Here is a 20,716-nt window from a genome sequence, read left to right on the forward strand (position 1 = left end):
AAGTTATCGCCTACCATGTGGGCAAGATGGACTTGAAGGCAAGCTACTCGGTGAAGACCTCGTCCCTTCCCTTGCGGATGGAAGGCAGGAGGGCGATCACAAGCAGGATAGCGGCCACGGCGAGCAGGCCCGCGCTCACCGGGCGCTCGATGAAGGTCTCCAGCGAGCCGCGCGAGATGATGAGCGCCCGCCTGAGGTTTTCCTCCATCAGCCTGCCGAGCACGAAGCCGAGCAGCATCGGTGCCGGCTCGAAGCCGAGCTTGATCAGCATGTAGCCGACGAGGCCGAAGAAGGCGATGAACATCACGTCTGTCGGCAGCGAGTTGATCGAGTAGATGCCGATGCAGCAGAACATCAGGATCGCCGGGAACAGCAGGCGGTACGGCACCTTGAGCAGCCGCACCCACATGCCGATCATCGGCAGGTTGATGACGAGCAGCATCAGGTTGCCCACCCACATGGAGGCGATCATGCCCCAGAACAGGGTCGGGTTCTTGGTCATCACCTGCGGGCCGGGAATGATGCCGTGGATGGTCATGGCGCCGACCATCAGGGCCATGACGGCATTCGGCGGGATGCCGAGCGTCAGCAGCGGAATGAACGAGGTCTGAGCACCGGCATTGTTGGCGGATTCCGGACCCGCCACGCCCTCGATGGCGCCCCGGCCGAAGCGGCGGGAATCCTTGGCGAGCTTCTTCTCGAGCGTATAGGAGGCGAACGGCCCCAGCACCGCGCCGTTGCCCGGCAGGATGCCGAGCGCCGCCCCGATGAAGGTGCCGCGCAGGACAGGCTTGTAGGATTGCCTGAAATCGTCCCGGTTCGGCAGCAAGCGGCCGATGGCCTGGCGCACCACGTCGCGCGTCTCTGTGTGGTCGAGATTGCGCATGATCTCGGCGATGCCGAAGATGCCCATGGCCAGCACCGCGAAGTCGATGCCGTCGGACAGGAACGGCAGCCCGAAGGTCATGCGCTCCTCGCCCGTCTCCAGGTCGGTGCCGACGGTGGAGAGCAGCACGCCCACCAGGATCATGGCCACGGCCTTGAGGATCGATCCGCGCGCCAGCACGACCGCGAACACGAGGCCCATGACCATGAGGGAGAAGTACTCGGTCGGCCCGAAGATCAGCGCCAGGCTGGTGAGCGGGGCTCCCAGGGCCGCGATGACGAGGGTGGCCACCGTGCCGGCGAAGAACGACCCGATGGCCGCGATGCCGAGCGCCACGCCGGCGCGGCCTTGCTTGGCCATCTCGTGGCCGTCGAGCGCGGTCACCACGGAGGTCGCCTCGCCCGGGATGTTGACCAGGATTGCGGTGGTCGAGCCGCCGTACTGGGCGCCGTAATAGATGCCGGCCAGCATGATGAGCGCGCCGGTGGGATCGAGCCCGAAGGTGATCGGCAGCAGCATGGCAATGGTGGCGATGGGGCCGACGCCCGGCAGTACGCCGATGAGCGTGCCGACGAGGCAGCCCAGGAAGGCTAGGCCCAGGTTCTGCAGGGTCAGGGCGACCCCGAATCCGAGGCTCAGGTTGGAGACGAGATCACCCATCAGATCCTCCCGCTGTGGTCGGCGACATCGATCGGCCCCCGACGCCGGCCGCGGGTTGCGAGAAACACCAGGACGGCCGCGGCAGTCATGATGGCGGCCGTCGCCCGCAGCACGGCCTTCTGGGACCAGTCTGCGGGAAAGAGGCCCGTGAGGGCCTGTGGAAAGACCGGGATCGGCAGGTTCAGGAGATCGCCGAACAGGATCATGCAGAACGGGGTCAGGCTGAGCGCCAGGATCACGAGATCGCGCAGGCGCACCTCCGGGGTGGCATAGCCGCCGATGAGGATGGCGAGCGGGCCGGCGAACAGCAGGCCCAGACCCGGGGTCGAGAGAGTTCCGAACGAGAAGGGCCGGATGGTGACGGCAAAGGCCAGGATGCCGGCAATCACGAACACGGGGCCGCGCAGGTTCCAGCGCTCCAGGGTCTCGCCGTCCTTGGTGAAGGCGAAGACCAGAAGGGCCAGGCCCGTCAGGCCGACTGCGACGGCCAGCCACCGGGGCAGCATGGCCGGTCCCATGGAACTGAGACTGCCCTGGTCGAGGTCCCGGGTGAGCCACAGCGCCAGGGCGCCGAGGGCCAGCAGGACCACCCCGCCCGCCAAGCTCTGCGGCGCACGCACCGGTCCGCTCCGCTGTGGCGGCCCCGAGCCTTCGTGAAGACTGGACATGAACGACCTCCCTGCAGACGCCTTCAGCGCCAAGGTTCTCTGAAACCGATATGGCCCGAGGCTGCAGCCCGGATCAAGCTTCTGTTCTCTCGGGGAGAGCCCTTCTCAACAAAACGTCTTGGAATCAAGGGCAGGACAGGAAAAGCCGGCGGCAAATCATGGATTGATCACCATCTGATAGTCGTGATGACTTGATCCCTCGGCTGGGGTTGTCTAGATGGACTTCCTAGCCAGGCCGGGCCCCTCTGGTCGCTCCCCACGAGCGGCGATGTCGGACTGGATGAAAGCCAGGGCGGCCTGGGTTCGTTCAAAAAGACGGTTTTGCCAGCATCTCAGCACGTGCCTCGAAAGATTTCGGGTCAGGACGATGGCAGATGCGTCTCTTTGAGCGTTTCGCATGCGCTGCCCGCAACCCGACATATGAGGCACTGCATGTTTGATCTCTCGCAGTATTTTGGACCAGAGATGATCGCCTTCCTGAAGGTGGTCGGCATCGATCTGGCGCTGGCCGGCGACAACGCCATCGTCATCGGCCTGGCCGCTGCCGGCCTTCCCAAGGAGCAGCGCAACAAGGCCATCCTGCTCGGCATTATCGCCGCCACGGTGATGCGCATCGGGTTCGCCTTGGTCACGACCCAGCTTCTCCAGATCGTAGGCCTCCTGCTCGCCGGCGGCATCCTCCTCCTGTGGGTGTGCTGGAAGATGTGGCGCGAGCTGCGCTCGGGCCATGAGGAAGAGCAGCATGCGGCAGAAGAGGCACTGGCGGGCGAAGACCTCGACAGCGACGGCACCATCGCCAGCGGCGTCCCGCGCAAGACCTTCGCCCAGGCAGCCTGGCAGATCATCATCGCCGACGTCTCGATGTCCCTCGACAATGTGCTCGCCGTGGCAGGCGCGGCGCGCGAGCATCCCTACATCCTCGCTTTTGGCCTTCTCCTGTCCATCGCCCTTATGGGCCTCGCCGCCTCGTACATCGCCCGCCTCCTTCAGCGCTACCGCTGGATCGCCTATGTCGGATTGGCGATCATCCTCTACGTGGCTCTCGAGATGATTTATCATGGCGCTTCCGAAATCTATCCCCTGGTGAACGGCGCCTGACAAAGCTCGGACAGCCAATCTCCAATTGACGGCGGGGATGCGGGAAGGCACAGAGCGTAACGCTCATGCCCCCCGCTCTCCGCCCTCATTTTTCCTATGCAGGCCTGCGCCACGGCGCCCGCGCCGCCCTCCCGGCTTTCCCGGGCTTCATCATGTTCGCCCTGGCCTTCGGCACGGCAGCGGCCCAGAAAGGTTTGTCGCTGGGCGAGACCCTGGGCCTCTCAGCCTTCGTCTACGCCGGCGCCTCGCAGATGGTGGGGCTCGAGATCTGGCAGCAGGTCTGGACGCCTACGACGATCCTTACGATCGTAACCGTCACGGCCGTCGTGAACGCGCGCATGATCCTCCTGAGCGCAACCCTCCAGCCATGGCTCAAGCACGAGCCTCTCCCACGCACGGCACTCAACCTCTTCCTCCTCACGGAGGCTGGCTGGCTCATCGGCACCCGGTATCACAATGAGGGCGGTCGTGACGTGGGCGTGCTCTTAGGCTGCGCGCTCATCCTCTGGCTGGTCTGGCTGGTGGCGACGTTCGCTGGTTTCTTCGCGGGCGCCCTCGTGCCGGAGCCGCGGCGGTTCGGCCTCGATCTCGTGATGCCGGTCTTCTTTGGCGTCATGCTCGTGCCCCTGTGGAAAGGCCTGAAGCCCGCCCTGCCCTGGCTCGCGGCGGGCCTCGTCTCGCTCGCCGTCCATGCCCTGCTGCCGGGCTATCTCTTCATCATCGCCGGGGCTCTCGCAGGCGTCATCGTCGGGATGCTGATCGAATGAACGCGCTCGGCAGCTTCATCGCAACTCCCTGGGGATCGGTCCTGGCCATCGCCGGCATGACGCTGGTGACGTTCCTGTGCCGCATCGCGGGCGTTGCGGTCATGAGCCGCGTGCGCATCACGCCGCGCATCGAGCGCGGCCTGCGCGCCCTTCCCGGCTCGATCATCCTGGCGACAATCCTGCCCACGGTCATCGACAATGGCTGGCCTGCCATGGTCGCGCTCGCAGCCGCCGTCACGGCCATGGTGGTCACGCGGATCGACGTGATCGGCCTCGCGGCGGGGCTAGGCACCCTCGCCGTCATTCGGGCTTTTGGGTGAGGTCTGCCTGAGCCGCAGGCGGATGCGGTACATCAGCCCGTCGCGGATGTTGCGGTAGGCATCGAGCACCTGCTCGCGGGAGCCCTGCGTGATCGTCGGATCGGGCGTGGGCCAGTACTCCACCTCCGCCGCGATGGTGCGCGTGAGTTCGAGAGCCGCATGGTGGGCCTCCGGCGAGAGGGTGATGATGAGGTCGAAGTTCAGCCCCTCCCACTCCTCCAACTCGTCCAGCGTGCGCGGCTTGTGCTTGGAAGCGTCGATGCCGATCTCGGACAGGATCGAGGACACGAAGCCATCGGTCTCCCCTTTGCGCACGCCGGCGGACTGGACGTAGACCGACTTGCCGAAATAATGGCGCGCAACGGCTTCGGCCATGGGCGAGCGCACCGCATTCATCGCGCAGACGAACAGAACCGAATGGATCCGTTTGGCGCGGGGCTCGTCCAGAGGCTCGTCTCGGCGCTCCTCCAAGCGTCAGCCTTTCCAGTGAAGCGCGAAGATGAGCGTGAAGATGCGCCGCGCCGTGCCGAAATCGAGGATGAGCTTGCCCTCGAGGCGCTTCATCAGCAGTTCGGCGGCCTCGTTGTGCAGCCCGCGACGGCCCATGTCGATGGCCTCGATCTGCGCGGGCGAGGCGGAACGGATCGCCTGGTAATAGCTATCGCAGATCATCTCGTAGTCGCGGATGGCCTTGCGGAACGGCGTCAATGACAGATGGTGCGAGATGAGGTGCGCGCCGTCCTGCGCGGTCACCTCGAAGCAGAGCTTTTTGTCGATGAGCGAGATACGCAGGGCATAGGGACCCCCGTCGTAGTTGGGCAGCGCGAAAGTGTTCTCTTCGAGGATGTCGTAGATGGCGATGGCCCGCTCATGTTCCTGATCGGGGTTGCCACGGCCGATGGAGGCCTCGTCGAGGGTGACGGCGACCAGCCGGGCCCGCTCCTTCGCTTCGCTCGCCATCCCGCCTCCTCTGCCTCAGAGCATCGGACCCAAAAGTGGATTTGCACTTTTGGGGCTGATCCGATGCTCCACTTTATAAAGAGCGCATCGTTGAGCGCGAAAAACCGAAAACACTTTTTCGCACGATGCGCTAGAGGTTCAGGCGGATCGCGACCGACCGCGCATGCCCCTCCAGCCCCTCCGACCGCCCGAGCGCGATTGCGGCCGGGCCGAGCGCCCGCAGAGCGTTCGCATCGCATTTCAGGATCGAGGTTCGCTTCATGAAGTCAAGCACGCCGAGTCCCGACGAGAAACGGGCCGAGCGGGCCGTGGGCAGAACATGGTTGGGGCCGCCCACGTAATCGCCGATAGCCTCCGGCGTATGGCTGCCCAGGAAGATCGAGCCCGCATTGCGGACCTTGGCCGCGAGTTCTTCGGCGTTCTCCGTCTCGATTTCGAGATGCTCGGGGGCGAGCCGGTCCACCAACGGGATCGCGTTGTCCAGGCTGTCGATCAGGATGATCGCCCCGTAATCGCGCCAGCTCGCGCCGGCAATCTCCGCCTTCGGCAAGGTCTTGAGCTGCCTTTCGACAGCCTTCTCCACCGCATCGGCCAGCGCCGGGCTGTCGGTGATGAGGATCGACTGCGCAGCGGTGTCGTGCTCGGCCTGAGCCAGAAGATCGGCGGCGATCCAGTCCGGATTGCCATGGGCGTCGGCCAGGACGAGCACCTCGGAGGGACCCGCGATCATGTCGATGCCGACCTGTCCGAAGACCCGGCGCTTGGCGGCCGCCACATAGGCATTGCCGGGACCGACGATCTTGGCGACGGGTTTCACGCTCTGGGTGCCGTAGGCCAGTGCCGCCACGGCCTGGGCGCCGCCGATGCGGAAGACCTCGTCGACGCCGGCAAGGCGCGCCGCCGCGAGCACGAGCGGGTTCGTCTCGCCGCGCGGGGTCGGCACCACCATGGCGATGCGCGGAACCCCCGCCACCTTCGCCGGTACCGCGTTCATCAACACGGAGGACGGATAGCTCGCAAGGCCGCCGGGAACGTAGAGGCCGACGGATTCGATCGCCGTCCAGCGCCAGCCCAGGGTGACCCCGACGGGATCGGTGGTCCTGAAGTCCTTCGGGCGCTGCTCCCGGTGATAGGTCTCGATGCGCTCCTTGGCGAGCGCCAGGGCGTCCAGCGCCTCTTTGGAGCACTGGGCCTCGGCCGCGTCGATCTCCGCATCGGACACCCGCAGGGTCTCGGGCTGGAGCGCCAGACCGTCGAACCGGTAGGTGAAGTCGATCAGCGCCTCGTCGCCGCGCACCACCACATCCTCGATGATGGCGCGCACCGCCTGGTCCACATCCTCCGAGACCTCGCGCTTGGCGGCGAGCAGGGTGGCGAAGGCTTGCGGGAAAGAGGGGTCCCGCGCATCGAGCCTCTGCGCCATTTACGGGCGCTCCGCCGTCTGCAGCTGGTCCTCGTGGGAGGGGCGGCTTTCCGCAGCCCAGACCGGGCCGGTATCTTTCATCTGCATTTCGATGCACTCCAGGTCCACCTGGATGGCGCCGCCCTCGGCAAAGATCAAGGTGGCAGTGCCCGAAGGGGCATCCCCTTCCTCGAACGCAATGGCGAGAAGGTTAAGAACCGCGTCTTTGTTGCTCCGGTCGATGCCGCGGACGCGCACGCCCGTGACATTCTCGAAATGCATGCAGGTCAGCCGCCGCTGGGGCGTTGCCGCTTCCCAGTCGTAGCGCCGGACCTGGATGGCGAAGCGCCGCTCCTTGGGCAGATAGGCGATGTCCCCGACCTGCAGCAGAGAATCCTGCAGGTGAGCGGAGATGACGGAAAGGTCTTCAGGGTCGAATGCGACGAGTCTCAGGAGGTCCATGGCCCACCAACCTGTTGTTGAACTTTGATCTTTAGGTAGAGAGCCCCCTGCCCCGGCGCAACCTTTCGCCCGGGCTTGCCCTGCGGCCCTGAAAAGAAAAAGGCCGGCTCATCGCCGGCCTTTTGCCTTTTAGCCCCTGACACGCTCGATCAGGGCGCCGCACCGGGCGAGCTTGGCTTCCAACGACTCGAAGCCGCGATCCAGGTGATAGACCCGGTTGATCGTGGTCTCGCCGTCAGCCACAAGGCCGGCAATCACCAGGGACACCGAAGCACGAAGATCCGTGGCCATGACCGGAGCGCCCTTGAGGCCCGGAACGCCGTCCACATAGGCGCTGTCGCCGTCGAGGCGGATCTGGGCGCCGAGGCGGGCCAGCTCCTGCACGTGCATGAAGCGGTTCTCGAAGATCGTCTCGCGGATGCGCGAGGTGCCGTTCGCCCGGGTCATGAGGGCCATGAACTGGGCCTGGAGGTCCGTGGGGAAGCCCGGGAACGGATCGGTGGTCACGTCGACCGGCTGGAGGCCGTTGCCGTTGCGGCGGATCCGGATGCCCCCATGGGTCGGGGTCACCTCGGCTCCGGCCTGTCCGAGCACGTCGAGGGCCGCCTGGAGGTAGTCGGGCCGGGTGTTGTCGAGCACGAGATCGCCGCCGGTCATGGCCACGGCCATGGCGTAGGTGCCGGTCTCGATGCGGTCGGGCATGACGTCATGGGAGGCGCCGTGCAGGCTGGACACGCCTTCGATCACGATCTCGGAACTGCCGGCGCCCTGGATCTTGGCGCCCATCTTGATGAGGCATTCGGCGAGATCCACCACCTCCGGCTCGCGGGCGGCGTTGCGGATCACCGTGGTGCCCTGGGCAAGGGTTGCCGCCATCAGGGCCACATGGGTGCCGCCCACCGTCACCTTCGGGAAGTCGATCTCGGCGCCGCGAAGCCCCTTGGGAGCCGTGGCCACCACGTAGCCTGCTTCGATCTCGATCACGGCGCCCAGCTTGGCGAGCGCCATGATGAGCAGGTCCACCGGCCGGGTGCCGATGGCGCAGCCGCCGGGCATGGAGACCTTGGCATGGCCGAAGCGGGCCACCAGGGGAGCGATGACCCAGAAGCTCGCCCGCATGGTCGAGACCAGCTCGTAGGGGGCCGTGGTGTCGATGACGTTCTTGGCCGTGAGACGAATGGTCTGGCCCGTCTCGGAGGACTGCCCCGGCCGGCGGCCGGCAATCGAGTGATCGACGCCGAAATTGCTCATGATCCGCAGGAGGGAGGAGATGTCGGCGAGCCGGGGCACGTTGCCAAGCTCCAGCGTATCCGCGGTCAGGAGGCTCGCGATCATGAGGGGCAGGGCCGCATTCTTGGCGCCTGAAATCGGAATCAGGCCGTTGAGGGGCGCGCCGCCCCGGATACGAATGCGATCCATCAAAGTCCCCTTAAAATGTTCAATGAGCCATGCGCTATGCGCGCCTTGAGCTATCTAAGCTAGTCGGACGGCTTGTCGCGCTCTGCTGAAACGCTCAAGCTCTCAGCTTGGTTTCCAGACACCTTGACGGCCTGCCGCCCCCGCGCCTGCGCCTTGCGCCGCTTGAGATTCTCCTTCAGGGCAGCCTTGAGCCGGTCGGCTTTCTCTTGCGATTTCACGTCAGTCATGGTTCACGCGACCCATCGTCGCTTTTACCCAATAGAGGCTTCGCACGCAGCCCTCAACCGCAATATCAGACTTCGGAACTTTGACCCGGATCAATGTGATCTGGCATAATGGGATCAGTATCCCCGGGCACTTTGCAATGCCCACCCGGTGAGATGATGGATTATCAGAACTTCTTCACGTCAGCCCTCGATCGTCTCCAGGCGGAGCGGCGCTACCGCGTCTTCGCCGATATCGAGCGCCTGGCCGGGCGTTATCCCCAGGCGATCTGGCATTCCCCGGAGGGGCCGCGCCCCATCACGGTCTGGTGCTCCAACGACTATCTCGCCATGGGCCAGAACCGGGACGTGACCCGCGCCATGGTGGAAACGGCCTGGCGCCTCGGCACCGGGTCGGGCGGCACGCGCAACATTTCGGGCAACAGCCACCCCATCGTCGAGCTGGAGGCCGAACTCGCCGACCTGCACGGCAAGGAAGCGGCCCTCGTCTTCACCTCGGGCTATGTCTCGAACCAGACCGGCATCTCCACCCTGGCCCGGCTCATTCCGAACTGCCTGATCCTGTCGGATGCCCTCAACCACAATTCCATGATCGAGGGCGTGCGCCAGTCCGGCTGCGACAAGGCGATCTTCCGCCACAACGACCTCGCGCATCTGGAAGAGCTGCTCCAGGCGGCCGGCAGCAGGCCCAAGCTGATCGTGTTCGAGAGCGTCTATTCCATGGACGGCGACGTGGCCCCTATCCACGCCATCTGCGACCTCGCCGAGCGCTACGGCGCCATGACCTATATCGACGAGGTTCATGCGGTGGGCATGTACGGCCCGCGCGGCGGCGGCATCGCCGAGCGCCAGGGCGCCATGCACCGCATCGACGTGATCGAGGGCACCATGGCCAAGGCCTTCGGCGTCATGGGCGGCTATCTCACCGGCACGAAAGCCGTGATGGACGCCATCCGCAGCTTCGCCCCGGGCTTCATCTTCAGCACAGCCCTGCCCCCGGCGGTCGCCGCCGCCGCCATGGCGTCGATCCGGCACCTCAAGTCCTCCTCCACCGAGCGCCAGCAGCAGCAGCGCCAGGCCGCCCGCACCAAGGCGGTGCTGAGCGGCGCCGGCCTGCCGGTCCTCGACACCCCGACGCATATCGTGCCGGTGATGGTGGGCGATGCGGAGGCCTGCAAGGCAGCCTCGGACCGCCTGCTGGAGAAGCACGGCATCTACATCCAGCCGATCAACTACCCCACCGTGCCCCGCGGCACCGAGCGCCTGCGCATCACGCCGGGTCCCTTCCACTCGAACGCCCACATCGATGCCCTGGCCGCCGCCCTGGTCGAGGTCTGGACCGCCCTCAAGCTTCCGCTGGAGCCGAAAGTGCAGGCCGCCGAATAAAGATCATTTTCAAGCTTGCCATTTTCAAGCTTGCATGGAGGGCAGCCCTGTGGCAGTAAGCGGCCCTCCCCGTTGGCGCGCTGCCGTAGCTCAGTGGTAGAGCACTCCCTTGGTAAGGGAGAGGTCGAGAGTTCGATCCTCTCTGGCAGCACCAGCCCCGCCTCGACTCAAGAGTTCTAAGGCGCCCCGGGCTTCTTCCCGTTCTCCCGGATGCATGCGCCTCCCGTGCGAGGCTGCGTCCACGCGTCGTGACCAAAGGCGCAGTTGTGTTTCCTAACGAAACCTTGCAATATTCCTACATCGGGAGAGGTTTTGCCATCGAGACGAAGCCCTCCTGAAGAACATGACCGGAGGAGAACCTCCGGCTTGGACAAGGGGCTAAACCATGAAGAACTCGGCCATCGTGCCTGAGGTCGCAGACCCATATGCGACGCTTGAAAAAATCCTGAAAATCGTCGGAAGATCGTGGCTGAGCGAGGAGTGGCGGCTTGAGGATATCCGCCTCCTGGCCCAGGAGGCGATTGCGACCCGAACCGGCACGAGCGATGCCGAACGCGTCAGAGGCACCATCCAGGCTCTTCAGCCTCGGATCCGCATGGTGGCGAACCCGGAAGCTCAAGTGTCTGCACAGCAGAGAGAGGGGTTGCCGTCCTAACGAGCCCCATGGCTCAGGCGAGCGTCGAGAGAGGACCGTCCGACGGTGCCTTTTGAATCAAGCGCTGCCATCGTCTGACGCTCTGATTGCGCGCGTTTTACTGCCCAGGCTGCAGAGGACAGCCGTGCGGCACATTGTCTGAAAAGGCAGAATGTCAACAAATCGGCTTTTAGTCCTTTGGTTAATCTTTTAATAACTTCCCCAGCGTTATCTTCTTAAGCGAGACAATGAAAACTAAAGATCTCGCTACGGGGCAAATCATGGTCGCACACGTCGATTTACTGTAGCGTTCGCCCTGCTTAGCGCGGCGCAGCAATCGCATGCTCTCGCCGAAGCTTAATCATCCTTCGCAGAGTAGCTCGACTTGCGCTCGGCGCCAGCTCACGCGCGAGACATCGCATCTCTCAATCTATTCTTGAAGTTTATTGAAAATGCCTGCTGTCGAAACTTATAGTTCCACCGGAAATCCTTATATTGACCCCATCCTCGGCAACACCAAATGGGTGCCGAGTGACTTGACATATAGCTTCCCCACCGCTGCCGGCGCTTATGGCGCGCGCTATGGAGACGGCGAGACAGCCAAGGGTTTCGGTTCCTTCACCAACACGCAGCAGGCCATCACACGGTCGGCCTTGAAGCTGTTCTCATCGGTGAGCAATCTGACATTCCAGGAAGCCACCGGAGCGAGCGCATCGTCGGCCGATCTGCGCTTCGCACAATCGGATGTCCCGGGAACCGCATGGGCCTACTTCCCGACGACGGATGCGACCGGCGGCGATGTCTGGGTCAACAACTCGAGCCGGAACTATGCGAGCCCCGCCAAGGGCAACTACGCCTATCTCACCATCGTGCATGAGATCGGGCACGCCCTCGGGCTCGAGCATTCCCACGAGGGCAACATGCCCCTCGACCGTGACAGCATGGAATACACGGTCATGAGCTACCGGTCGTATTCCGGGGCTTCGACCAGCACGGGCTACATGAACGAGACCTGGGGCTATGCGCAGTCCCTGATGATGTACGACATCGCCGCTCTTCAGCATATCTACGGCGCCAACTACCAGACGAACGGCGGAAACACGACCTACTCCTGGAGCCCGACCACCGGCGAGATGTCCGTCAACGGCGTCGGCCAGGGCGCACCGGGCGGCAACCAGATCTTCCTCACCGTCTGGGACGGCGGCGGCACGGACACGTACAGCTTCACCAAATACACGACGGCTCTGACAATCAATCTTCAGCCCGGCGCGTGGAGCATCACCGCGCAGGAGCAGCGGGCCAAACTCCACTGGGATGGATCCAAGATCGCCGCCGGCAACATCGCCAACGCACTTCTGCATCAGGGCGATACGCGCTCCCTCATCGAGAATGCCTATGGCGGTTCCGCGAACGACACCATGAAAGGCAATGCCATCGGCAACACCCTGCGCGGCAATGCCGGCAACGATAAGCTCTATGGCTTGAGCGGCAACGATGTGCTGGTCGGCGGCAGCGGCAAGGACGTGCTGAGCGGGGGATCTGGAACGGATACGGCCAGCTACAGCACCGCGAAATCAGGCGTTGTGGCGGACCTGCTGACGAGAAGCAGCAATCGCGGCGATGCAGCCGGCGATTCGTATTCCAGCATTGAGTGTCTTATCGGCAGTTCCTACAGCGACACCCTTCGCGGCAACGGATCGGCCAACAGGATCAGCGGCGGCTCCGGGAGCGACAAGCTGTACGGACGAGGCGGCAACGACGTTCTGGATGGCGGTGCAGGCAACGACAAGATCTACGGAGAATCCGGGAAGGACCTGCTGACCAGTGGAAGCGGAGCGGACATCTTCGTCTTCTCTTCCTCGTCTCACTCACGGATGTCGTCGGCCGATACCATCACGGATTTCCGTCGCGGCTCCGACCGCATCGATCTGCGGGCCATCGATGCCAATACGAAGGTCTCAGGCGATCAGGCATTCGTCTTCATCGGAAAGAACGCCTTCCACGGCAAGGCCGGAGAACTGCGTTTCGCCGACGGTGTTGCCGCGTGCGACACGAACGGGGACAAGGTCGCCGATTTCGGCATTCATCTCGCCGGGCTTGCGTCGATGTCCAAGGGCGACTTCTACCTCTGACGTTTCGGTACACGATATCACGTCTTTTCCGATGATCGCCGCAGGGCTCAGCCGATAGGCTGAGCCCACATGCACAGAAACTCCGCGTTAACCATCTGGACAAGCCCTAAGCTTAGGCATTATCCCGGCTGAAACAACTTTCGGCTCTTGGGGAAGCACGATGGATCGCCCGGGAAAACGCCATCCTGCCAATGACGCATTGGCCCATCTGATGAACCTGATCGGGCTCGCGTTCAGCATCAGCTGTCTTTGGATCGTCGCCTCCGCGGCCAAGATGTGACGCAGCCTTGCTGCCGCTTCACCGGGAGCGGAACTCCCTGGCCGCGTCGGCGGCCTGATAGCTCCAGTAGGTGAGCTGAACCGCAGCGCGGCCGAAGACGCCGCCATTCCATGCCAGACCGAAGGGCGAGAAGAGGCGGTAGCGGTCGCTCTCGCCCGTAATCCCCTCCGCAATCACTGTGCCGCCGATGGCGGTGGTGTTCATGCCATGACCGCCGAAAGCCGTGCAGTACCAGACACCCGGGGCGAACTGCCCGATCTGAGGCATGAGGTGCCGGGCATAGGCCATGAGGCCCGACCAGGCGATCTCGACCTTCAGGCTCGCGAGCTGCGGATAGGTGCTCACCATCTCGCGCCGCAGCAGGGCCGCGATATCCCGCGGATCGGTCGTGCGCGTGGTGATGCGTCCGCCCCAAAGGATGCGGCTGCCATCCTCGACGACGCGGTAGTAATCCCCTGCCCGTCGATCGTCGAGGATCGCGGCGCGCGTGCGGATGGCGCTCTGCACCAGATCCGGTGCCCGCTCCGTCAGCAGCACGTAGGTGGCGACCGGCAGGAAGGCGCGCTTCAGCGCAGGCAGCACGGCGCCGGTGTAGCCGCCCGTGGCGAAGACCACATGCTCGGCTCTGACTTCCGCATCCTTCGTGCGCACGACCTTGCGCGCGCCCTCTAGGTCGGCGGAGGTCACCGGAGAGTGCTCATGGATCGCGGCGCCCAGGCGGACCGCTTCACGAGCCAGGGCCCGCCCGTAGTTCAGCGGATGGAAGTGGAACGCGCCCTCGTCGAGGATCGCCTCGTGGTACTTCGACGAGACGAAGAGGCTTCTCACCTTATCGCGGGGAAGATAACGCAGCTTCAACCCGAATTCGCCCTGCTGGCTCTCGCACGAGGCCTGCAAGGCGCCGCGCGAGTCGTAGCGCAATGCCTTCGCGATGCCGGGGACGAGCCTTGCATCCGCGATAGCGAGTTCATCGATGGTGCGGCGGACGATCTCGACGCCCTCCATCGACAGGCGGAATAATTCCCTCGCCTGATCTTTGCCGACCCGCCGCTGGATCGATGACAGCCCCGTCGCGTAGCCCGCCGAGACGAAGCCGCCGTTGCGCCCCGAGGCGCCCCAGGCCACGCGCTGCGCTTCGAGCAGCACCACCTTGCGTCCGTTGCGGGCGAGCTTCAGCGCCGCCGTCAGGCCAGCGAGCCCGCCGCCGACGATGCAGACATCCGCTTCGATCCGGCCGGTCGCAGCCGGATAGGTCTCGGACGTGGCGACGGTCCGGCTGTAATAGGTGTCGATATAGGCGGACGGCGCCATGCGACGACTAGAGTGTCATCTCGGAGGCCTGGAGGAAGATCCGCACGAGCCCTTCGCAGCCTTCGCGATCCTCCTCGTCGAAGCGGTTCGGATTGGGGCTGTCGAGATCGAGCACGCCGAGAACCCGTCCGTCCTTGATCAGCGGAACGACGAGTTCCGACCGGGAGGCGCTGTCGCAGGCGATGTGGCCCGGGAAGGCATGGACGTCCGGCACCACGATGGATTCCTTGCGCTCCACCGCCGTGCCGCAGACGCCGCGCCCGACCGCGATGCGCACGCAGGCCGTCTTGCCCTGGAAGGGGCCGAGCACGAGCTCTCCCCCTCGCATGAAGTAGAACCCGGCCCAGTTCAGGTCGGGCAGGAACTGGAATATCAGCGCCGACATGTTGGCCGCATTGGCGATCATGTCCCGCTCGCCCTCCAGAAGACCGGTGAGCTGCTGCGCCAGCGAGGCGTAGAAGTCCCGCTTGTTGTCGGAGATGGGGATGTCTTTGACTTCGAACATGCGGTTTTCCTTATGAGCCTGAGGATCCCTTGTCCAGATCGTCCTATTCCGCCGCTATATCGGGCCGTGGGTCTCTTGCGAAATCCAGCCCCTGATGGTCGCAGAGGCGGCGATAGAGGCCGCCCTTGCGGTAGAGGCTGTGGTGATCCCCCTCCTCCACGATCCGCCCCTTGTCGAAGACGAGGATGCGGTCGAGGGCGCGCACCGTCGAGAGCCGGTGAGCGATCACGATGGAGGTCCGCCCCACCATGAGCCGCTCCATGGCCTGCTGGATCAGCACCTCCGATTCCGAGTCGAGGGCGGAGGTCGCCTCGTCCAGGATCAGAATGGGTGCGTCCGCGAGGAACGCGCGGGCGATGGCCACGCGCTGGCGCTCGCCGCCCGAGAGCTTCACGCCGCGCTCGCCCACGAGCGTGGAATAGCCCTTCGGCAGGTTCAGGATGAAGTCGTGCGCATTGGCGAGCTGCGCCGCGCGCTCGATCTCCGCCATGCGGGCTCCGGGCCGCGCATAGGCGATGTTCTCGGCGAGCGTCCGGTGGAACAGGATCGGCTCCTGCTGCACGATGGCGATCTGCGAACGCAGGGAGGCCTGCTGCGACTCGGCAATGTTCTGCCCGTCGATGCGGATCTCGCCGCCCGTGACGTCGTAAAGCCGCTGGATCAGCTTGACGAGGGTCGTCTTGCCCGAGCCCGAGGGACCCACGAGGCCGACGCGCTCGCCCGCCTGGACCGTCAGCGACAGGTTGCGGTAGAGGGGCGTCTCGTGCCCGGCATAGTGGAACGTGACGCGATCGAACGCCACTTCCCCGCGCCCGATGCGGATGGGCTTTGCACCGGGACGATCAGGCACGCCGACGCGCTCCCGGTGAATGTCGATGAGTTCTTCCATGTCGTTCACCGAGCGGCGCAGGTTGTTGATGTGCATGCCGACGTCGCGCAGGTAGCCATGGATCACGAAATAAGTGGTGAGCACATAGGCGAGATCGCCCGGCGTGGCGCGGTTGTCCCACCACAGCCAGATCGCCGTGCCGATGATCGCCACGCGGATGCAGAGCAGCGCGATGAACTGCAGCGTTCCGCTATTGGTGCCGCGCTGCCAGAGGCGGCTCGTACGCTTCTGCCACTTGTTCAGCACCCAGGTGAGGCGCGCATCCTCCCGCGCCTCGGCGCCGAAGGCCTTGACCACCGGGTTGCAGCTCAGGGCGTCCGCCAGCGTGCCGCCGACGCGCGTGTCCCAGGCATTCGCCAGCCGCGCCGCGGGCGCCACATAGCGGGTCGAGAGCAGAGCCGTCATGACGATATAGGCTAAGGCGCTCACGCCGATGACGAGACCCATCACCGGCCAGCGCAAGCCGAGCACGATCATCGAGCCCGCCAGCACCGTGAGCGACGGCAGGAGCGCCAGCAGAAGCGTATCGTGCATCAGGTCGAGCGCCCACATGCCGCGCGTGATCTTACGCACGGTCGAGCCGGCGAAGGAATTGGCGTGCCAGTCGGTCGAGAAGCGCTGCACGCGCGCGAAGGCATCCTGCGCCACGCGACCCATAACGCGCAGGGTCAACTCCACGATGCCGTAGAACGCAAGGTGGCGCATGACGATCATGAGCAGGCCGAGCCCGGTCATGAATGCGAACGCCGTGAGAGCCGCATGCAGGGCGGCCTCGCGGTTGTCGCCGCCCACCGCGATCGCGTCGACGAGCCTGCCGGCGAAAACCGGCATGAACACGTCGGCAAGCGTCGAGATCATCATGGTCGCGACGATGAGCGCCACGTAGCGAGGTTCCTCGCGCCAGTGGCGGAATGTGAATCTCAGGACATCGCGGGTGGCGTCCCCGCGGTTCTTCGGCTGATTCATGGCAACGAACAGGTGGCACTTGAGCGCGCACCGCTCCCGGAATTTTGAGGAGCGGCGGCAGGAACGGCGGCTCACCGCGTTCGACGTCGCTCGATCGTCATGGATAGGGAAAACTTGATAAGGTTTGCCGGGCCTTGGAGCCCCGCCTGGTCCAGCCTAGGATTGTGGGCGGGACGCGGGAGGAACGTTCAGCAAGCACACAAAAGCCATGCAGTCCTCCCTCTCTGGAATTGAAACCTAGGTACAAAGTAGTGCAGTTCGTTCAACTTGGCAACCGCACATTTGTTTCATCGCTCGTCGACGGATTTACACGACGTCGAGCGGCCGGTGCGGTTCGGGCGGCAGTTGCACCCGGACGGCATCGCCGGGCCTGACATCGCCGCCTTCGATCACGACGCCCATGATCCCGGATTTGCGGATGAGATTGCCCTGAGCATCCTTGTCCAGCACCGCCTTCATGAGGCCCTTCTGGAAACGGTCGATCTGGACGCAAGGGTTGCGCAATCCCGTGACCTCGACGACGGCGTTCTCGCCAAGGAGCAGGCGCGCACCGGCGGGAAGGCCGAGCAGGTCGATGCCGCGCGTGGTAACGTTCTCGCCCATGTCGCCGGCGGACACGGCAAAGCCCTTGGCCTCCAGTTCGTCGAAGAGTTCCTCATGAATGAGGTGAACCTGCCGCAGGTTCGGCTGAGTGGGATCCTTCGCGACCCGCGAGCGGTGCTTGACCGTGGTGCCGAGATGGGCATCGCCCTCGATTCCCAACCCCGCCAGCAGGCGAATGGAATCCCGGTTCGGCTTGCTGAAGCTGTGGCTGGAGCTGCGGCTCACGGCCGTGACGACTGCGTTCATGATCCCCCGCCTTCCCTGCGCTGGCGTTCTTGTAGCGTCAGAGAACCGTCAGATCCACCGTCTCGAAGCCCCTCTCGGCGAGGCGCTGCGCCAGCACCGTACGATGGCAGTTGGCAGGATCGCGCTCGAAACAGAGGAGGCAGATCGGCTGGGTCTCTGCCAGCGCCTCCAGGTCACGGAAAGCCTCCTGTGCCGGGTCGGTCGCGAGAACTTCGTCGCAATAGATGCGGCGCATGAGATCGCCGTCGCCGGCGCGGGCCGCCTGGCGGCCCTCCTTCGGCGTTCCGAGCCTGATGAAGTGCTGATAGCCGATGTCCCGATGGGCCAGAGCATCGCGCAGCGCCGATTTCGAGAACCCGCGCTTGCGGGAGAGCGCGACCGCGCGCACGTCGGCGAGGGTCGCGACGCCTGCATCCTTCAAGGTGGCGAGGAAGCGGTCCACGTCCGCTCCCTCATATCCGATGGTGAAAACCTGCGGCCTTGCCATGCAGACTTACATGGACGGCATCGGCCGCTGCGGCGCCTGCGGCTGGGTGTAGGGCCGCATGGCCTCGGGCGTGCGGAAGTCCCGCGGCACCTCGAAGTCCTTTGCCGCACCGCGGCTCTGCCCGATGCCGCGGGGATAGCCGGTGCGGTCGGAGTAATCCTGCATCGGCAGCGGATGCGGGCTCTCGCTGCTCAGCGTCTGGGCGCAGTAGACGTCGAGGGCCGTGACGCCGGCCACCGCCGCCATGGCGATGCCGACATTGCCCCTCTTCGGATTGTTGCTCTCAAGCGCCGTCGCCAGCGTCGCCAGATCGAGCCCATCGCCCGCCACACGGCCCCAGATCCACGGCGTCGGGTCCTTGGAGGCAAGAATGCCGATGCCGGTGGCGATCTCGCGCACGCCATAGCCGGCGATCAGCCCCTCCTGCCCTCTCATGCCGAGCGCCCGCGCCAGGGCGCGCGGTGCCACAACCTCGGCGATGCCGAGAGCAATGGAGAAGATCCCGAGGCCGCGGGCCAGGGTGTCGGTGGCCGTGTCGGCATGACCACGACGGCGCGTTCTTTCGGTTTCGTAGCGCATGATCTCACCTGTCAGGGTTTGAGAACGACCTTGATGCAGCCGTCCTGCTTGTCGCGGAAGATCTTGTACATATCGGGCCCCTGATCGAGCCCCACCGTGTGCGTGATGACGAAGGACGGGTCGATCTGACCTTCCTCGATGCGGCGCAGGAGATCGTCGGTCCAGCGGTTCACGTGCGTCTGGCCGGTCCTGATGGTGAGGCCCTTGTTCATGATCGCACCGAACGGGATCTTGTCGAGAAGGCCGCCATAGACGCCGGGGACCGAGAGCGTTCCGGCCGGGCGGCAGACATAGGCCATCTCGCGCAGGACGTGCGGACGGTCGGTCTCCATCATGGTCGCCTGCTTGACCCGGTCGTACATGGCATCGATGGTCGCGGTGGCATGCGACTCCATGCCGACGGCATCGATGCACTTTTCCGGCCCCTTGCCATTGGTGAGTTCGTTGAGGCGCTCGATCACGCTCTCCTCGTCGAAGTTGATCGTGATCGCGCCGCCCGCCCGCGCCATGTCGAGGCGCTCGGGAACCCGGTCGATGGCGACGACCTGCTTGGCGCCGAGCAGGATGGCGCTGCGGATCGCCATCTGGCCGACGGGGCCCGCGCCCCAGATCGCCACCGTGTCGGTCGGCTCGATGTCGCACTGCACCGCGGCCTGCCAGCCGGTGGGGAAGATGTCGCTGAGGAACAGGAGCTTCTCGTCGGAGATGCCGTCCGGCACCTTGATGTGGGTGGTGTCCGCGAAGGGAACGCGCAGATACTCGGCCTGCCCGCCCGGGTAGCCGCCGGTCAGATGCGTGTAGCCGAAGAGACCCGCCGTGGTGTGGCCGAACGCCTTGGCGGCGATGTGGCCGTTGCGGTTCGTCCGCTCGCAGACCGAGAAGTTGCCGCGCTTGCACTGGTCGCACTCGCCGCAGATGATCGTGAAGGGGATCACCACCCGGTCGCCGACCTTGAGCTTGCCCTTGGACTCCGAGCCGACCTCGACCACCTCGCCCATGGACTCGTGGCCCATGATATCGCCGGACTTCATGCCCGGCATGAAGTGGTCGTAGAGGTGGAGGTCCGAGCCGCAGATGGCGCAGCTCGTCACCTTGATGATCGCGTCACGCGGATGCTCGATCTGAGGATCGGGAACCGAATCGCAGCGGATATCGGTGGTGCCATGCCAAACAAGCGCCTTCATCGACGTCTCCCTCACTGTCTGGAAAATGGCCAAGCCTCACCGCTCGACCGCCTTCGTCACAGGAAAGACTTCTTGAAGAGCTTTGCGTTCCCTTGGGCGCCGTAAAAACTGCTGCCTACCCCGTCCGGGCCATGGGATAGAGGTGTTCGGGCAGGCTCCGGATCAGATCGGCGAGCGCCGGCTCCAGCACCTGATGGGCCGCATCCTCCACGGCGAACCATTGCGCCTGACGCTGGCCCTTCTCACGCCAGGATTTGAGCTGCTTCGACACCTCGAGCGGATAGACATTGACCCGGCACAGGTCGAAATGCGCGGCCCGGCGCTTCCAGTAATCGTATGAGCCAAGGGGCTTGTTCTCGATCTCGCCCTTGACGCCCGCCTCCTCCTCGGCCTCCTGCGCCGCTGCCTTGTGAGGCTTCTTGCCCTTCATGGGCCAGCCCTTGGGGATCAGCCAGCGCTTGGTCTCCCGTGACGTGACGAGAAGCACCTCGACCCTTCCTTCGCGTACGCGGAAGGGAAGGGCTGCGACCTGGCTTAATCTTGCTTTTGAGTCCTGGGGCATTCGACGAGAGTAGGATTCCTGTGGTGCAAACATGTAACGTAGTTGATTTGAGCCGGCTAATAAAGAAGGTATTCGACAAGATATGG

General features: G+C 64.7%; 22 protein-coding genes and 1 tRNA gene. 7 read left to right on the plus strand and 16 right to left on the minus strand.

The features are described from left to right. Nucleotides 1-43: 43 nt before the first annotated feature. Together JAO75_RS03610 and JAO75_RS03615 are read right to left on the minus strand one after the other, a co-directional pair. Entirely contained in the window at nt 44-1,546 is a 1,503-nt protein-coding gene (locus JAO75_RS03610; protein WP_199046748.1) for a tripartite tricarboxylate transporter permease, read from the minus strand. Then, complete coding sequence (locus JAO75_RS03615; protein ID WP_199046749.1) at nt 1,546-2,214, minus strand: tripartite tricarboxylate transporter TctB family protein; 669 nt, start codon at nt 2,212-2,214, stop codon at nt 1,546-1,548. The genes JAO75_RS03610 and JAO75_RS03615 overlap by 1 nt, the downstream gene beginning before the upstream one ends. 432 nt (nt 2,215-2,646) lie before the next feature. On the opposite strand from JAO75_RS03615, the gene JAO75_RS03620 reads away from it, so the two are divergent. The 3 genes from JAO75_RS03620 (at nt 2,647) to JAO75_RS03630 (ending at nt 4,399) form a co-directional block, all read left to right on the plus strand. After that, nucleotides 2,647-3,312 (plus strand): TerC family protein, encoded by a 666-nt coding sequence (locus tag JAO75_RS03620; RefSeq protein ID WP_199046750.1) that lies wholly within the window; start codon nt 2,647-2,649, stop codon nt 3,310-3,312. A 65-nt stretch (nt 3,313-3,377) separates the two neighbouring features. After that, the gene (locus tag JAO75_RS03625; protein WP_199046751.1) at nt 3,378-4,079 is read left to right on the plus strand and encodes an AzlC family ABC transporter permease; all 702 of its coding nucleotides are present in this window, start codon (nt 3,378-3,380) and stop codon (nt 4,077-4,079) included. Further along, nucleotides 4,076-4,399, plus strand: a complete 324-nt coding sequence (locus JAO75_RS03630; protein WP_199046753.1) for an AzlD family protein — start codon at nt 4,076-4,078, stop codon at nt 4,397-4,399. Before JAO75_RS03625 ends, JAO75_RS03630 begins: the two co-directional genes overlap by 4 nt. Here JAO75_RS03630 and JAO75_RS03635 read toward each other — a convergent pair. The 6 genes from JAO75_RS03635 to JAO75_RS03660 form a co-directional block, all read right to left on the minus strand. Then, nucleotides 4,364-4,870: an arsenate-mycothiol transferase ArsC gene (locus tag JAO75_RS03635; protein ID WP_425523145.1), complete on the minus strand. Its 507-nt coding sequence runs from the start codon at nt 4,868-4,870 to the stop codon at nt 4,364-4,366. The two genes, JAO75_RS03630 and JAO75_RS03635, sit on opposite strands and share 36 nt — an antisense overlap. A 3-nt stretch (nt 4,871-4,873) precedes the next feature. Beyond that, complete coding sequence (locus tag JAO75_RS03640; RefSeq protein WP_199046754.1) at nt 4,874-5,359, minus strand: UPF0262 family protein; 486 nt, start codon at nt 5,357-5,359, stop codon at nt 4,874-4,876. Nucleotides 5,360-5,489: 130 nt separating this feature from the next. Continuing rightward, nucleotides 5,490-6,782 carry a histidinol dehydrogenase gene (hisD, locus tag JAO75_RS03645; RefSeq protein ID WP_199046755.1) on the minus strand — a complete coding sequence of 431 codons (1,293 nt, stop codon included), beginning with the start codon at nt 6,780-6,782 and terminating at the stop codon, nt 5,490-5,492. Then, nucleotides 6,783-7,223: a DUF2948 family protein gene (locus JAO75_RS03650; protein WP_183449898.1), complete on the minus strand. Its 441-nt coding sequence runs from the start codon at nt 7,221-7,223 to the stop codon at nt 6,783-6,785. Nucleotides 7,224-7,352: 129 nt separating this feature from the next. Further along, complete coding sequence (murA, locus tag JAO75_RS03655; protein ID WP_199046756.1) at nt 7,353-8,642, minus strand: UDP-N-acetylglucosamine 1-carboxyvinyltransferase; 1,290 nt, start codon at nt 8,640-8,642, stop codon at nt 7,353-7,355. Nucleotides 8,643-8,701: 59 nt separating this feature from the next. Further along, nucleotides 8,702-8,869, minus strand: coding sequence for a hypothetical protein (locus JAO75_RS03660; protein ID WP_199046894.1), 168 nt, complete (start codon nt 8,867-8,869; stop codon nt 8,702-8,704). A gap of 156 nt (nt 8,870-9,025) precedes the next feature. On the opposite strand from JAO75_RS03660, the gene hemA reads away from it, so the two are divergent. From hemA to JAO75_RS03680, 4 genes are all read left to right on the plus strand, one after another. Beyond that, nucleotides 9,026-10,252, plus strand: a complete 1,227-nt coding sequence (gene hemA, locus JAO75_RS03665; RefSeq protein ID WP_199046757.1) for a 5-aminolevulinate synthase — start codon at nt 9,026-9,028, stop codon at nt 10,250-10,252. A 79-nt stretch (nt 10,253-10,331) separates the two neighbouring features. Beyond that, nucleotides 10,332-10,406, plus strand: a tRNA-Thr gene (locus JAO75_RS03670). A gap of 231 nt (nt 10,407-10,637) precedes the next feature. After that, nucleotides 10,638-10,907, plus strand: coding sequence for a hypothetical protein (locus JAO75_RS03675; RefSeq protein WP_199046758.1), 270 nt, complete (start codon nt 10,638-10,640; stop codon nt 10,905-10,907). Nucleotides 10,908-11,338: 431 nt separating this feature from the next. After that, nucleotides 11,339-13,018 (plus strand): M10 family metallopeptidase, encoded by a 1,680-nt coding sequence (locus JAO75_RS03680; protein WP_199046759.1) that lies wholly within the window; start codon nt 11,339-11,341, stop codon nt 13,016-13,018. 298 nt (nt 13,019-13,316) lie between these two features. Here JAO75_RS03680 and JAO75_RS03685 read toward each other — a convergent pair whose 3' ends face one another. From JAO75_RS03685 to JAO75_RS03720, 8 genes are all read right to left on the minus strand, one after another. Then, nucleotides 13,317-14,609 (minus strand): NAD(P)/FAD-dependent oxidoreductase, encoded by a 1,293-nt coding sequence (locus tag JAO75_RS03685; RefSeq protein WP_199046761.1) that lies wholly within the window; start codon nt 14,607-14,609, stop codon nt 13,317-13,319. Between the two features lie 7 nt (nt 14,610-14,616). After that, the gene (locus JAO75_RS03690) at nt 14,617-15,114 is read right to left on the minus strand and encodes a GAF domain-containing protein (protein WP_199046763.1); all 498 of its coding nucleotides are present in this window, start codon (nt 15,112-15,114) and stop codon (nt 14,617-14,619) included. 43 nt (nt 15,115-15,157) lie between these two features. Then, nucleotides 15,158-16,969, minus strand: coding sequence for an ABC transporter ATP-binding protein (locus JAO75_RS03695; RefSeq protein WP_199046765.1), 1,812 nt, complete (start codon nt 16,967-16,969; stop codon nt 15,158-15,160). 306 nt (nt 16,970-17,275) lie between these two features. Next, the gene (locus JAO75_RS03700) at nt 17,276-17,818 is read right to left on the minus strand and encodes an MOSC domain-containing protein (protein WP_199046767.1); all 543 of its coding nucleotides are present in this window, start codon (nt 17,816-17,818) and stop codon (nt 17,276-17,278) included. A gap of 37 nt (nt 17,819-17,855) precedes the next feature. After that, entirely contained in the window at nt 17,856-18,305 is a 450-nt protein-coding gene (locus JAO75_RS03705; protein WP_199046769.1) for a DUF488 domain-containing protein, read from the minus strand. Nucleotides 18,306-18,311: 6 nt separating this feature from the next. Further along, entirely contained in the window at nt 18,312-18,884 is a 573-nt protein-coding gene (locus tag JAO75_RS03710; protein WP_199046771.1) for a cyclase dehydrase, read from the minus strand. A gap of 11 nt (nt 18,885-18,895) precedes the next feature. Continuing rightward, the gene (locus tag JAO75_RS03715; RefSeq protein WP_199046773.1) at nt 18,896-20,068 is read right to left on the minus strand and encodes a zinc-dependent alcohol dehydrogenase; all 1,173 of its coding nucleotides are present in this window, start codon (nt 20,066-20,068) and stop codon (nt 18,896-18,898) included. A gap of 115 nt (nt 20,069-20,183) precedes the next feature. Beyond that, nucleotides 20,184-20,663 carry an NUDIX hydrolase gene (locus JAO75_RS03720; protein WP_343234544.1) on the minus strand — a complete coding sequence of 160 codons (480 nt, stop codon included), beginning with the start codon at nt 20,661-20,663 and terminating at the stop codon, nt 20,184-20,186. Between the last annotated feature and the right edge of the window lie 53 nt (nt 20,664-20,716).

Origin of the sequence: Microvirga splendida, from assembly GCF_016427565.1 — a bacterium.
Taxonomy (GTDB): Bacteria; Pseudomonadota; Alphaproteobacteria; order Rhizobiales; family Beijerinckiaceae; genus Microvirga; species Microvirga splendida.

Coding starts and splice junctions, on each gene's coding strand:
- JAO75_RS03625 (WP_199046751.1), top strand. CDS start 3,378: ATGCCCCCCGCTCTCCGCCCTCATTTTTCCTATGCAGGCCTGCGCCAC.
- JAO75_RS03610 (WP_199046748.1), bottom strand. CDS start 1,546: ATGGGTGATCTCGTCTCCAACCTGAGCCTCGGATTCGGGGTCGCCCTG.
- JAO75_RS03685 (WP_199046761.1), bottom strand. CDS start 14,609: ATGGCGCCGTCCGCCTATATCGACACCTATTACAGCCGGACCGTCGCC.
- JAO75_RS03680 (WP_199046759.1), top strand. CDS start 11,339: ATGCCTGCTGTCGAAACTTATAGTTCCACCGGAAATCCTTATATTGAC.
- JAO75_RS03660 (WP_199046894.1), bottom strand. CDS start 8,869: ATGACTGACGTGAAATCGCAAGAGAAAGCCGACCGGCTCAAGGCTGCC.
- JAO75_RS03690 (WP_199046763.1), bottom strand. CDS start 15,114: ATGTTCGAAGTCAAAGACATCCCCATCTCCGACAACAAGCGGGACTTC.
- JAO75_RS03695 (WP_199046765.1), bottom strand. CDS start 16,969: ATGAATCAGCCGAAGAACCGCGGGGACGCCACCCGCGATGTCCTGAGA.
- JAO75_RS03675 (WP_199046758.1), top strand. CDS start 10,638: ATGAAGAACTCGGCCATCGTGCCTGAGGTCGCAGACCCATATGCGACG.
- JAO75_RS03650 (WP_183449898.1), bottom strand. CDS start 7,223: ATGGACCTCCTGAGACTCGTCGCATTCGACCCTGAAGACCTTTCCGTC.
- murA (WP_199046756.1), bottom strand. CDS start 8,642: ATGGATCGCATTCGTATCCGGGGCGGCGCGCCCCTCAACGGCCTGATT.
- JAO75_RS03705 (WP_199046769.1), bottom strand. CDS start 18,305: ATGGCAAGGCCGCAGGTTTTCACCATCGGATATGAGGGAGCGGACGTG.
- JAO75_RS03700 (WP_199046767.1), bottom strand. CDS start 17,818: ATGAACGCAGTCGTCACGGCCGTGAGCCGCAGCTCCAGCCACAGCTTC.
- hisD (WP_199046755.1), bottom strand. CDS start 6,782: ATGGCGCAGAGGCTCGATGCGCGGGACCCCTCTTTCCCGCAAGCCTTC.
- JAO75_RS03615 (WP_199046749.1), bottom strand. CDS start 2,214: ATGTCCAGTCTTCACGAAGGCTCGGGGCCGCCACAGCGGAGCGGACCG.
- JAO75_RS03640 (WP_199046754.1), bottom strand. CDS start 5,359: ATGGCGAGCGAAGCGAAGGAGCGGGCCCGGCTGGTCGCCGTCACCCTC.
- JAO75_RS03710 (WP_199046771.1), bottom strand. CDS start 18,884: ATGCGCTACGAAACCGAAAGAACGCGCCGTCGTGGTCATGCCGACACG.
- JAO75_RS03715 (WP_199046773.1), bottom strand. CDS start 20,068: ATGAAGGCGCTTGTTTGGCATGGCACCACCGATATCCGCTGCGATTCG.
- JAO75_RS03720 (WP_343234544.1), bottom strand. CDS start 20,663: ATGTTTGCACCACAGGAATCCTACTCTCGTCGAATGCCCCAGGACTCA.
- JAO75_RS03630 (WP_199046753.1), top strand. CDS start 4,076: ATGAACGCGCTCGGCAGCTTCATCGCAACTCCCTGGGGATCGGTCCTG.
- hemA (WP_199046757.1), top strand. CDS start 9,026: ATGGATTATCAGAACTTCTTCACGTCAGCCCTCGATCGTCTCCAGGCG.
- JAO75_RS03620 (WP_199046750.1), top strand. CDS start 2,647: ATGTTTGATCTCTCGCAGTATTTTGGACCAGAGATGATCGCCTTCCTG.